General features: G+C 72.6%; 12 protein-coding genes. 9 read left to right on the forward strand and 3 right to left on the reverse strand.

Annotation, left to right across the window (positions count from 1 at the left end; all coding sequences use genetic code 11):
- Positions 1-28 precede the first annotated feature (28 nt).
- The gene (locus ACH45N_RS26440; protein ID WP_397399006.1) at positions 29-571 is read right to left on the reverse strand and encodes a hypothetical protein; all 543 of its coding nucleotides are present in this window, start codon (positions 569-571) and stop codon (positions 29-31) included.
- 320 nt (positions 572-891) lie between these two features.
- Between ACH45N_RS26440 and ACH45N_RS26445 the strand changes: the two genes are divergently transcribed.
- Entirely contained in the window at positions 892-1,614 is a 723-nt protein-coding gene (locus ACH45N_RS26445; protein WP_397399008.1) for a helix-turn-helix domain-containing protein, read from the forward strand.
- Between the two features lie 61 nt (positions 1,615-1,675).
- On the opposite strand, the gene ACH45N_RS26450 is transcribed toward ACH45N_RS26445, so the two are convergent.
- Positions 1,676-3,082, reverse strand: a complete 1,407-nt coding sequence (locus tag ACH45N_RS26450) for a glycine--tRNA ligase (protein ID WP_397399010.1) — start codon at positions 3,080-3,082, stop codon at positions 1,676-1,678.
- 146 nt (positions 3,083-3,228) lie between these two features.
- On the opposite strand from ACH45N_RS26450, the gene ACH45N_RS26455 reads away from it, so the two are divergent.
- The 7 genes from ACH45N_RS26455 to ACH45N_RS26485 all read left to right on the forward strand — a co-directional run bounded on the left by ACH45N_RS26455 (position 3,229) and on the right by ACH45N_RS26485 (position 10,660).
- Positions 3,229-4,197 (forward strand): metal ABC transporter substrate-binding protein, encoded by a 969-nt coding sequence (locus tag ACH45N_RS26455; RefSeq protein ID WP_397399012.1) that lies wholly within the window; start codon positions 3,229-3,231, stop codon positions 4,195-4,197.
- Complete coding sequence (locus ACH45N_RS26460) at positions 4,194-5,021, forward strand: metal ABC transporter ATP-binding protein (RefSeq protein WP_397399014.1); 828 nt, start codon at positions 4,194-4,196, stop codon at positions 5,019-5,021. The genes ACH45N_RS26455 and ACH45N_RS26460 overlap by 4 nt, the downstream gene beginning before the upstream one ends.
- 2 nt (positions 5,022-5,023) lie before the next feature.
- Complete coding sequence (locus tag ACH45N_RS26465; RefSeq protein ID WP_397399509.1) at positions 5,024-5,953, forward strand: metal ABC transporter permease; 930 nt, start codon at positions 5,024-5,026, stop codon at positions 5,951-5,953.
- Positions 5,953-6,348 carry a Fur family transcriptional regulator gene (locus ACH45N_RS26470; protein WP_377230724.1) on the forward strand — a complete coding sequence of 132 codons (396 nt, stop codon included), beginning with the start codon at positions 5,953-5,955 and terminating at the stop codon, positions 6,346-6,348. Before ACH45N_RS26465 ends, ACH45N_RS26470 begins: the two co-directional genes overlap by 1 nt.
- Positions 6,349-6,475: 127 nt before the next feature.
- On the forward strand, positions 6,476-7,684 hold the full coding sequence (locus ACH45N_RS26475; RefSeq protein ID WP_397399017.1) for an NAD(P)/FAD-dependent oxidoreductase: 1,209 nt from the start codon (positions 6,476-6,478) through the stop codon (positions 7,682-7,684).
- Between the two features lie 16 nt (positions 7,685-7,700).
- Positions 7,701-9,110 carry a 2-oxoadipate dioxygenase/decarboxylase family protein gene (locus ACH45N_RS26480; RefSeq protein WP_397399019.1) on the forward strand — a complete coding sequence of 470 codons (1,410 nt, stop codon included), beginning with the start codon at positions 7,701-7,703 and terminating at the stop codon, positions 9,108-9,110.
- The gene (locus ACH45N_RS26485; protein ID WP_397399021.1) at positions 9,107-10,660 is read left to right on the forward strand and encodes an aldehyde dehydrogenase family protein; all 1,554 of its coding nucleotides are present in this window, start codon (positions 9,107-9,109) and stop codon (positions 10,658-10,660) included. The genes ACH45N_RS26480 and ACH45N_RS26485 overlap by 4 nt, the downstream gene beginning before the upstream one ends.
- Positions 10,661-10,743: 83 nt before the next feature.
- Here the strand turns inward: ACH45N_RS26485 and ACH45N_RS26490 are convergent, their stop codons facing one another.
- Positions 10,744-11,877, reverse strand: coding sequence for a helix-turn-helix domain-containing protein (locus ACH45N_RS26490; RefSeq protein WP_397399023.1), 1,134 nt, complete (start codon positions 11,875-11,877; stop codon positions 10,744-10,746).
- Positions 11,878-11,938: 61 nt separating this feature from the next.
- Here ACH45N_RS26490 and ACH45N_RS26495 point away from each other — a divergent pair, with 61 nt between their 5' ends.
- Positions 11,939-12,121, forward strand: a complete 183-nt coding sequence (locus ACH45N_RS26495) for a hypothetical protein (RefSeq protein WP_397399025.1) — start codon at positions 11,939-11,941, stop codon at positions 12,119-12,121.
- Positions 12,122-12,159 lie beyond the last annotated feature (38 nt).

A 12,159-nucleotide genomic window follows, 5' to 3' on the forward strand; every position in this document is an offset into this window, starting at 1 on the left:
GTCGGTACGCAGGTGCGGGGCGAGCGGCTCAGGAGTACGAGTCGCAGCCCCAGCCGTCGTTGTCGGCGTCGAGCGCGTGGTAGTCCTTGGTACCGACCCAGACCGTCCTGCCGATGTCCGCGCAGTCGAGGTCGGGGTTGGTCGGCGAGACGGGGCACTGCCACCTCCCGGCCGAGTACACGCAGACGGCGTCGGCGCCGGCGTCGGCCCGGAAGGTGCCCGCCTTGCCCGCGTACTTGACCGTCCACTTGCCCGAGCGCGACGCCGTGGCCTTGTACGTGTAGGCGCCGGTGCGCGTGGTCCGGACCAGGCCGATCTTGCGGGGCTTGTCCGGGCCCGCCGGGTCGAAGACCACGGTCAGGACCTTGGTCGTGGGCAGGGCGCGCCACTGGCCGTCCTTCTTGTACTTGAGCGTCCCCTTGAGGGTGACCGTCTTGTTCTTCGCGACCGGCTCGGGCTTCGCGTCGAGCGTCACGTTCGTGGTGTAGACGGTCGCGGCCTGCGCGGGGGCCGACGCCGTGAGGGCGAGCGCGAGCACGCTCACCAGGGCGACGATGGTACGGCGGATCATGGGGCCAACCTTCTCGGTGACTCGGGGCGCCCCGGGGCGAGGCGCGCTACGAGTTCTCAGACCTCGCTCACCGCGCGATATGACCCGATTCACGCCGACCTCACCCGGGTGAACCCGTGCGGAGGCCGGCCGGAAGGCGCTCCGAGGGCGCGCCGTGGGCCCTCCGGGGAAGTGGTTCGTCAGCCGGGTAGGTAACGCAGAGCGAGCACTGCTACGTCTCCGTTACGCACCTGGCTGGCAGAGTGCTTTCCCGGAGAGGTTGTCCACAGGCGCGCCGACTCCGCCCGGCCCGCGGGCCCGATCGCTGACACGATCGGGCGATGGATCTCGCCGCACTGATCAAGGAGGCCCGCCAGGAGGCCCGGCTCACGCAGGAGGAGCTCGGGCGTCGGCTCGGCCGGTCCCGGGCGTCGATCTCCCAGCTCGAGGCGGGCGTGCGGACGCCGAGCTTCGGGTCGCTGCGGGAGATCCTTGCCGTACTGGGCAAGCAGGTCCGGATGGAGCTGGAGCCGCTCGACGAGGACGTTCGTCGCCAGATCGTCGAGCACAAGCACGATCCGGATCTGGCCGGGCGCGTCTATTTCGCCGTCGAGCAGATCGAGGACCTCGCGGGCCTCGACCTCCGGATCGAGGGGCTCGCGGCGGCGGCGCTGCTCGGCGCGCCCGTCGACGCCGGCGACCCCCAGGTCGCCGTCGCGAACACGGAACGCACGGCGCACTGGCTCGCGGACAAGCTGCGACACGGCCGGATTCGCCTGCGCCCCGCGAGCTGGGTGGGGACCGCGTGGCCCCGCACCCCGCAGGAGGTGCACGACCTCATCGAGGCGGAGTGCCCCGGCGGCTGGATCATGGTGCGCGGCTTCTTCCACGAGATACCGCTTCGGTTCGCGCCGGCCGAGGACGTCGCGCGGCACGTCCTGGTCGACAACGGCGAGCACGAGGCGTTGCGGGTGCAGCCGCTGCACGAGATCGACACCACGGACCGCAACGCGGCGCGCGTCCTGCGCCTGCTGCGGGAGCAGGCGCAGGACGCGCGGGGGTGACCGATCTCTGGTGGTCGAGCTTGTCGAGACCCGGTCTCGACAAGCTCGACCAGCGATGCCGTCAGGCGCCGACGAGGTGGCCCGCCAGGTAGCCGACGACCTTGTCCAGGGCGACGCGCTCCTGCTGCATGGTGTCGCGGTGCCGGATGGTGACGGCCTGGTCGTCGAGGGTGTCGAAGTCGACCGTGATGCAGAACGGCGTGCCGATCTCGTCCTGCCGGCGGTAGCGCTTGCCGATCGCCTGGGTCACGTCGTAGTCGACGTTCCAGTACTTGCGCAGCTCGGCGGACAGCTTCTCCGACGTCGGCAGCAGGTCCGCCGTCTTGGACAGCGGCAGCACCGCGGCCTTGACGGGGGCCAGGCGCGGGTCCAGGCGCAGGACCGTGCGCTTGTCGACGCCGCCCTTGGTGTTGGGCGCCTCGTCCTCGGCGTACGCCTCGACGAGGAAGGCCATGAGCGACCGGGTCAGGCCGGCGGCGGGCTCGATGACGTACGGGAAGTACTTCTCGTTCGTCACCGGGTCGCGGTAGGCGAGGTCCTTGCCGGAGCTCTCCGTGTGGGTCTTCAGGTCGAAGTCCGTGCGGTTGGCGATGCCCTCGAGCTCACCCCACTCGCTGCCCTGGAAGCCGAAGCGGTACTCGATGTCCACGGTGCGGGTCGAGTAGTGCGACAGCTTGTCCTTCGGGTGCTCGTAGTGGCGCAGGTTGTCGGCCGAGATGCCGAGGTCCGTGTACCAGTTGGTGCGGTAGTCGATCCAGTACTGGTGCCACTCCTCGTCCTCGCCCGGCTTGACGAAGAACTCCATCTCCATCTGCTCGAACTCGCGCGTGCGGAAGATGAAGTTGCCCGGCGTGATCTCGTTGCGGAACGACTTGCCGATCTGGCCGATGCCGAACGGCGGCTTCTTGCGGGCCGCGGCGGCGACGTTGGCGAAGTTCACGAAGATGCCCTGCGCGGTCTCGGGGCGCAGGTAGTGCAGGCCGGACTCGTCCTCGACCGGGCCGAGGTACGTCTTCAGCATCATGTTGAAGTCGCGGGGCTCGGTCCACTGGCCGCGGGTGCCACAGTTGGAGCAGACGATCTCGGCGAGGCCGCCCTCGGGGGCGCGGCCCTTCTTCTCCTCGAACTCCTCGATCATCTGGTCCTCGCGGAACCGCTTGTGACACGAGAGGCACTCGGTGAGCGGGTCGGTGAACACGCCGACGTGGCCGGAGGCCACCCACACCTGGCGCGGCAGGATGACCGCCGAGTCGAGACCGACGATGTCGTCCCGGCTCGTGACCATCGCACGCCACCACTGCTTCTTGATGTTCTCCTTGAGCTCTACGCCGAGGGGTCCGTAGTCCCACGCAGAGCGCGTACCGCCGTAGATCTCGCCCGACGGGAAGACGAAACCTCGTCGCTTCGCGAGCGAGACGACGGCGTCGAGCTTGGCGGTCTGCGCAGAGCGCACTGACTTGTCGGACACGAGGGTTCTCTCCAGGGGAACAGGCGGAAGTAACGTCCGCCCAGCCTACCGTCCGGGCCGGTCGGGGCCCGCGCGAAATGGCGCGTGACCGACCTCTCGCCACCGATCTTTGACAACCGTTCTCAACAAGCGTGAGAATCGTTCTCATGACCTCGACCCGCGCCACCGGCGCCGCCCTGACCAGCCTCGTCCTAGCCGGTGCGGCGACCCTCGCGGGTTGCTCCGCCCCGGGGGCGGGCGGCGTGGGCGGGGAGTCCGACGGCGTCGTCGTGCTCGCCTCCTTCTACCCGCTCCAGTACGTGGCGCAGCAGATCGGCGGCGACCTGGTCACCGTCGACAATCTCACGCCGCCGGCCGCCGAGCCGCACGACCTGGAGCTTTCCCCGGCACAGGTCCGCGAGATCGGCACCGCCGACCTGGTGGTCTACCTCTCCGGCTTCCAGGCCGCCGTCGACGAGGGCGTCGACTCCCGCGCCCCGGAGCACGTGGTCGACGCCGCGGACGCCGCCGGGCTGGTCGAGCACGCCGAGGAGACCGAGGAGGAGCACGCGGAGCACGCCGACGAGGGCGACGGGCACGACCACGGCTCGACCGACCCGCACTTCTGGCTGGACCCGAGCCGGCTGGCCGCCGTCGGGCAGGCCGTCGCCGACGAGCTGTCCGCCGTCGACCCGGAGCACGCCGACCAGTACGCCGCCGGCGCCCTCCAGCTCGGCGAGCGCCTCGACGAGCTGGACCAGGAGATGGCCGACGGCCTCGCCGCGTGTCAGGGCGCGACGCTCGTGACGAGCCACGCGGCGTTCGGCTACCTCGCCGACCGGTACGCGCTGGAGCAGGTGGGCATCTCCGAGCTCGACCCGGAGGCGGAGCCGTCCCCGGCGCGCCTGCGCGAGATCGGCGCCGTCGTCAAGGAGAACGGCGTCACGACGCTGTACTCGGAGACGCTGGTGAGCCCCAAGGTCACGGAGACGCTGGCCGCCGACCTGGGCGTGGACACCGCGGTGCTGGACCCGCTGGAGGGCCTGTCGGAGGAGGCCGCGGCCGCGGGTGACGACTACGTCTCCGTGATGCAGGCCAACCTCGCCGCGCTCGAGAAGGGACTGGTCTGCGCATGACGGAGCAGACTGTGCAGGTGACCAAGACCAGCGAACCCGTCATCGAGGCGCGCGGCCTGCACTTCCGTGCGGGCGCGAGCCACATCCTGCGCGGCATCGACCTGACGGTCGAGGCCGGCGAGGTCGTCGCGCTGCTCGGCGCGAACGGCTCCGGCAAGTCCACGCTGGTGAAGTCGCTGGTGGGCATCAACGTGCCGTCCGCCGGCACGGTCCGGCTGCTCGGTGAGCCGCTCGGTGGGGGCCGGCGTGCCGGGACGGTCGACTGGGGCCGCATCGGCTACGTGCCGCAGCGTGCCGGGGCGGGCGGCGGCATCCCGTCGACCGCCCAGGAGGTCGTCGCCTCGGGCCTGCTGCACGGGCGCCGGCTGCGGCTGCCGCGCGGCTGGCGCGACCGTGTCGCGGTGGCCCTCGAGCAGGTGGGCCTCGCCGACCGCGTGCACGACCCGGTGCACCTCCTGTCGGGCGGGCAGCAGCAGCGCATCCTCATCGCACGCGCCCTGGTCCGCGAGCCGGACCTGCTCGTGCTGGACGAGCCCGTCGCGGGCGTGGACGTCGCCAGCCAGGAGGCGTTCGCCACCACGATGCGGCGGCTGGTCGACGGCGGCCTCACCGTACTGGTGGTGCTGCACGAGCTGGGTGAGCTCGAACCGCTGGTCACGCGCGCCGTCGTGCTCAAGCACGGCAAGGTCGTGCACGACGGCGCCCCGCCGCAGGCGCGGCACGACCACGACCGTGCGGGGCACCGCCACCAGCACCCGCACGCCGACGACAACTCCCTCGACCCCGCCGAGTCCAGGGCCTTCGACCTGGAGGTGCGCCCGTGATCATGCTCATGCTGACCGACCCGTTCATGCAGCGGGCCCTCGTCGCCGCGCTCCTCGTGGGCGTCACGGCGCCCGTCGTGGGCACCTACCTGGTGCAGCGCAAGCTCTCCCTGCTCGGCGACGGCATCGGGCACGTCGCCCTGACGGGGGTCGCCCTGGGCTGGCTCGTCGGCGCGGGCATGGGCCTGACGCCGAACGACGCCCTCGCGATTCCCGGCGCCGTGGTCGCCGCGGTGGTGGGCTCCGTGCTCATCGAGGTGGTCCGGCGCCGCGGCCGCACGTCCGGCGACCTCGCGCTCGCCATCATGTTCTACGGCGGCATCGCGGGCGGCGTCCTCCTCATCGGCATCGCCGGCGGCTCCTCCGGGAACCTCATGACCTACCTGTTCGGCTCGATCTCCACGGTGTCCGACGCCGACCTCTGGCTCACCGTCGTGCTCTCCGCCGTGGTCCTCGCGGTCGGCGTGGGCCTGCGGCACGCGCTGTTCTCCGTGAGCCACGACGAGGAGTTCTCGATCGCCTCCGGCCTGCCGGTCTGGGCGCTGAACATCGTGGTGGCCGTCGTGTCGGCCCTCACCGTGACGGTCGCGATGCGCGTCGTCGGGCTGCTGCTGGTCAGCGCGCTCATGATCGTGCCCGTCGCCATCGCCCAGCAGGTCACGCACGCCTTCGGCCGCACCATGCTCACCGCGTCCGTGGTCGGCGTGGTCGTCTGCCTGACGGGCCTGAGCATCACCTACTGGTACAACGTCTCGCCCGGCGCCACTATCGTGGTGCTGGCCATCGGGGTGTACGCGGTGGTCTCCCTGCTGGCGCCGCTCCTGGGCCGACGGCGCCCCGCGCACGACCCGCACCCCGACCTGCCCGACGACGTCGACCTGCCCGCGGCCGCCACCGAACGTGCGGCCGCCGCCGCGAAGGAGTGCCGCTGATGACCGCACGCATGACCCGCCAGCGCACCGCTGTCGTCGAGGCGCTCGACGAGCTCGCCGACTTCCGCTCGGCCCAGCAGCTCCACGAGGCCCTGCGGGCCCGCGGCGAGTCCGTGGGGCTCGCGACCGTGTACCGGGCGCTCCAGGCGCTCGCCGAGGCGAGCGAGGTGGACGTGCTGCGCGCGGAGGACGGCGAGAGCCTGTACCGCCGGTGCGCCCGCCGCGAGCACCACCACCACCTCGTGTGCCGCATGTGCGGCCGGACCGTCGAGATCGACGGCCCGACCGTCGAGGCCTGGGCCTCGAAGGTCGCCTCCTCCCAGGGGTTCGACGACATCGAGCACACGATCGAGCTGTGGGGCACGTGCGCGGACTGCCGCGCCGCGGCGCACTGACCCAGCGCCCTGAACTGACGACGCCGCGGGGCCCTGTCGGCACCTGATTCCCCCGAGTTCCCCCGGTCTCGCAAGAACAATTCCGGTGCTGACCATATCCGGCCGGAGCCCGTGGCAGGATGCGTGCATGACCTCAGCACGGCGCCCCGCGGACCGTCGGGGACGGCTGCCCGCGCGCGCCGACGTCGTCGTGGTCGGCGGCGGCGCGCTCGGCTCCTCGGTGGCCTTCCACCTGGCCGAGGACGGTGTCGACGTGCTCCTCCTGGAGGCCGACGAGCTCGCCTCGGGCAGCTCGGGCAAGCCCCTCGGGGGAGTGCGCGCCCAGTTCTCCGACCCCGCCAACGTCGACCTCGGCGACCGCAGCCTGGACCTGTACGAGGACTTCGGCGCGCGCCCGGGCGCCGACATCGGGCTGCAGCAGCCGGGCTACCTGTTCCTCCTGCCGACCGCCGCCGACGTCGCGCTGTTCGAGGAGTCGGTGGCCATGCAGAACGAGCGCGGCGTGGCCAGCCGCATGCTCGGCCACGACGAGGTGCGGCGGCTCAACCCGTACGTCGACGCCGACCGGTACGCCGGGGCCGCGTACGCGGCGCGCGACGGGTTCGCGCACCCGAAGGCCGTCGTCGAGGGCTACGCGGACGGCGCCGAGCGGCACGGCGCCACGGTCCGCACCCACGTCACCGTGACCGACGTCGAGACCCGGGGCGACGCCGTCGTCGCCGTCTGGACCAGCCAGGGCCGGGTGCGCACGAGCGCCGTCGTGCTGTGCACCGGAGCCTGGACGCGGGAGCTGGCCACGAAGGCGGGCCTCGACCTGCCCGTGGACCCCTACCGGCGGCAGATCGGGTTCACGCCGCGGCTGGACCCTGCGCCGCCCCGCATCCCGTTCACGATCGACTACGGCACCACGTTCTACTTCCACAACGCCGAGCCCGGCGGCCTGCTGCTCGGCATCGCGGACCCCGAGACCCCGATCGCGTTCGAGCGCACCTACGACCCGGGCTGGCTGCCGTTGCTGCGCGGCGCGATCGGCGCGTGCGCGCCCGGGCTCGACGACGTCCCCGTCGCGCGCGGCTGGGCCGGGCTCTACGAGATGACGCCCGACCACAACGCCCTGATCGGCGAGGCCACCGGCGTGCCCGGCCGCGTGCTGTACGCCACGGGCTTCTCCGGGCACGGGTTCCTCCAGGCGCCAGCCGTCGGCGAGGTGGTGCGCGACCTGTACGCCGGCCGCACGCCGCGGATCGACGTGTCCGGGTTCGGCGCGGACCGGTTCGCCACGACCACACGTACCACGCACCCGGGGCGACGAGGCCCCGAGGCGAACATCATCTGAAAGGCAGGAGAGATCGATGTCGGCACCGACGTTCCTCGAGCCCTGGCAGCTGAGGGCCGCGTTCGCGCGCAGCCTCTCGGACATGTACGGCAAGGAGGTTCCCGCCTACACCACGCTGCTCGACGTGTCGCACGAGGTCAACGCCGACTTCGTGACGCAGCACGGAGCGGACGCCGAACGGCTCGGCTCCATCGCGCGCGTCACGGCGGAGCGGCACGGCGCGATCCGGGTGGGCACGCCCACCGAGATGTCGCAGGTCGCCCGGATCTTCGGGGCGATGGGCATGCACCCGGTCGGGTTCTACGACCTGCGGGACGCCTCCTCCAGCTCCGTGCCCGTGATCTCGACGGCGTTCCGCCCGATCGAGCGCGAGGAGCTGGCCCGTAACCCCTTCCGGGTCTTCACGTCGATGCTGGTGCCCGCCGACCGCCGCTTCTTCACCGCGGACCTGGAGCAGCGCCTGGAGAACTTCCTCGGCGCCCGCACCCTGTTCGGCCCGGAGCTGCTCGCCCTCGCCGACCGCGCGGAGGCCGGGGGCGGCCTCCCCGAGGACCAGGCCACGGAGTTCCTGCGGCTGGCCACGGAGGCGTTCGAGCTGTCCCGCGAGCCCGTGGACCAGGCCTGGTACCGCGAGCTGGAGGCGGTCAGCGCCGTCGCCGCCGACATCGGCGGCATCGCCTCCACGCACATCAACCACCTCACGCCGCGCGTGCTGGACATCGACGACCTGTACGCGCGCATGGAGGCCCGCGGCATCACGATGATCGACGCGATCCAGGGGCCCCCGCGCTGGGAGGGCCCGGACGTGCTGCTGCGGCAGACGTCGTTCCGGGCGCTCGCCGAGCCCCGCACCTTCCGCACCGCCGACGGCGAGATCATCAGCGACTCGCTGCGCGTGCGGTTCGGCGAGGTCGAGGCCCGGGGCATCGCGCTGACCCGCGCCGGCCGCGCCGCGTACGACGCCGCGGTGGTCGAGATCGACGAGGCCGCCGCCGCGGCCCGCGCCGGCGACCCCGGCTTCACGGAGGCGCAGCGCCAGCAGCTCGCCCGCGCCGTCTGGCAGAAGACCTTCCCCACCACGGAGGCCGCGCTCGCCGACCAGGAGCTCGGCTGGTTCACCTACGAGGTGGACCCGGCCGGCACCGGGGTCGTTCGCGAGCCGATCGTCTACGAGGACTTCCTGCCGCGCTCGGCGGCCGGGATCTTCCAGTCCAACCTCACGTCCGACGGCGCCAAGGACGCCAGCCAGGAGGGCACCGACCGCGATGCCGACTGGATGGCTGGCGCGCTCGGTCGCGCGCTGTTCGACCCCTTCGACCTGTACGCCGACCAGGTGGCCAGGTCCCTGACCGCCGCCGCCGAGACCCTCGGCGTCGACCCGGCCACCCTCACCACCACCCACCGCACAACGGGAGCACCGCGATGACCAGCACCACCACCCACAGCCCGCTGACGACCGAGCTGCGCGACGCCGCCCTGGCCGCGCTGGAGCGGCTGGGCGCCACACCCCCGGTGGGCGAGGCCGCCGGGGCGGGTTCTGTCTTGCCCGTCGTGTCGCCGCTGTCCGGGCAGCCGCTGCTGGAGCTGCACCGCGCCGGTGCCGCCGAGGCCGCCACCGCCGTCGGCGAGGCCGCCGAGGCCTTCACCACGTGGCGCTCCGTGCCGGCCCCGGTGCGCGGGCAGGTCGTCAAGCGCCTCGGCGAGCTGCTCACCGAGCACAAGGCCGACCTGGCCGAGCTCGTCACCATCGAGGCGGGCAAGATCACGAGCGAGGCCCTGGGCGAGGTCCAGGAGATGATCGACATCTGCGACTTCGCCGTCGGGCTGTCGCGCCAGGTGGGCGGCCGCACCATGCCGTCCGAGCGCCCGGGCCACCGCCTCATGGAGACGTGGCACCCGATGGGCGTGGTCGGCGTGATCAGCGCCTTCAACTTCCCGGTCGCGGTGTGGTCCTGGAACACGGCCGTCGCGCTGGTCTGCGGCGACACGGTGGTGTGGAAGCCGAGCGAGAAGACCCTGCTGTCCGCCGTCGGCGCCGCCGCGCTGCTCGACCGGGCACTGGCCGAGGCCGGCTTCCCGGCGGGCGTCTCGCAGCTCCTGCTCGGCGACCGCGAGGCGGGCGAGGCCCTCGTGGCCGACCCGCGCGTCGCGCTCGTCTCCGCGACCGGCTCGGAGCGCATGGGCCAGCAGGTCGCGCCCGTCGTCGCGGCCCGGGGCGGCCGGTACCTGCTGGAGCTGGGCGGCAACAACGGCGCGATCGTCGCGCCGTCGGCCGACCTCGACCTCGCCGTGCGCGGCGCCGTGTTCTCCGCGGCCGGCACGGCCGGGCAGCGCTGCACCTCGCTGCGCCGCCTGATCGTGCACGAGTCGATCGTGGACGACGTCGTGGCGCGCCTCGCCAAGGTCTACGCGGGCCTGCCCGTGGGCGACCCGCGCACCGCCGGCACGCTGGTGGGCCCCCTGGTCGACGCCGCCGCGCGCGACCGCATGCTGGCCGCGATCGACGAGGCCGTCACCGCGGGCGGCGAGCTCGTCGTGGGCGGCACGGTCGTGGACGTGCCCGGGGCCGAGGACGCGGCGTACGTGCACCCGGCGATCGTGCGCATGCCGGAGCAGGCCGACGTGGTCAGGCGCGAGACGTTCGCCCCGATCCTGTACGTGCTGACCTACTCGGAGCTGTCCGAGGCGATCGCTGTGCACAACGACGTGCCGCAGGGCCTGTCCTCGTCGATCTTCACGCTGGACGTGCGCGAGGCCGAGACCTTCCTGTCCGAGGTGGGCTCGGACTGCGGCATCGTGAACGTCAACATCGGCACCTCGGGCGCGGAGATCGGCGGCGCGTTCGGCGGCGAGAAGTCGACGGGCGGCGGCCGCGAGTCCGGGTCGGACGCCTGGAAGCAGTACATGCGCCGCGCCACCAACACGGTGAACTACTCCACGGAGCTGCCGCTCGCGCAGGGCGTCAACTTCGGCTGACCTGGGCGCGCACCAGAACGGCCCGGCCGCACCCGTCAGGACGGGTGCGGCCGGGCCGTTCTCGTGCTCCCGGTCGGAACCGCTCAGGAGACGGCGGCCGGGATCGCCATGAGGGAACCGGTCTCGGTCGTCGGGTCGGTGCTCGGCGCGTACCGGTTCACCGAGGCGATGGGGACGCCGAGGCGTGCCGCCACCTCCTCGATGCTGAGGTTCTGCGCCCACCGGAGCACGCGGATCTCGCTGATCTGCGCCGTCGTGAGCGCAGGCGCCGGCTTCGCGGGCGCCGCGACGAGCGCGGACACCGGCGCCGGCGTGGGCGCCGGGGTCGGCGCGACCTCGCTGGAGAGGTCCTCCCAGTCGGCGGCCGGCGCCTCGGCGGGCGGGCTCACCGGCAGGGCGGTCCGCTCCGGCTTCACCGGCGCGTACTTGTCCTCCAGGTGCAGCCGCTCGGCGCTGATCGTCTCGGCGTCGACCGGCGCGGTGTCCGCGGTGCTGTCGGCGGTGCCGTCGGCCTCGACCGGGTCGACCAGGGTCCCGTCCTCCGGGTTGATGGGCAGCGCGAGCTTCGGCAGCACCATGTCGGTCAGGGCGGCGGCGCTCGCGGCCGCCTCCTCCGGCGTCCGCCGGGGTGCGTTGGGCTCCGGCATCCACTCGCCGGCCAGCGTCGCAGCCTCCTGGACCACGTCGCGGATCGTGCGCTCCGACTCCAGGTGCGGGCGCGTCACCTCCGCGGTCACGGCCGCGGGCACGTGCCGGTGGACCCGGCCCACCGCGGCGTTCACGTCGGCGATCCGGGCCGCCCGCTCGTGCTCGGGAGCGATCTGCGCGAGCCGCACCGCGTCGAGCATGTCCAGCACGGCCGTCTGGCGGTCGTTGTGGATCTCGGCGGCCCGGTCGAGGGCGCGCGAGCTGGAGGCCGACTGGAAGAAGAGGTGGACCGCGACGGCGGCCAGGACGGGCGCGACGGCGCGGGAGATGGCGAAGATGCCCTCCCCGAGCAGCCAGCCGTGCCACGCGGCGAGCGCGCCGGAGAGGATGCCGACGACGATCGCGCCGCCGAGCCAGCGGGCGTGCCCGGACACGGGGCGACCGGTCTCGAGCGCGCGGTCTGCCCGGCGGCGCCCCTCCCAGGCGAGGCCGATCACCAGTGCCTCGTAGGCGACGCCGAGGGCGTAGCCGAGCCGGGGGCCCTCATAGGCGGCGATCGTGTGCGACATGCCGATGTAGGCCCAGGCCGAGAGCCCGAAGGCACCCAGGGCGAAGCCCGGGTTCCTCCGCGTGTCGGCGATGACCGCCGGAACGCGTCGGGGACGTTTCTCCGATGCCATGTTGGGTAAGTCCCTTTCGGTCAGAACAGGTGAGGACGGTGCTGATGGTGCAAGGCTGATCTTCGTCTACTTTGCGTCCTATGCGCTCTTCACGCCGAAGATCGACCTCAATCTTTTATCGAACGGCACGTGAGCGGGCCCGGCAAGCCGGTCGATCAGGGGCGAAAAGTT

This window comes from Promicromonospora sp. NPDC019610, from assembly GCF_044389365.1.
Lineage (GTDB): Bacteria > Actinomycetota > Actinomycetes > Actinomycetales > Cellulomonadaceae > Promicromonospora.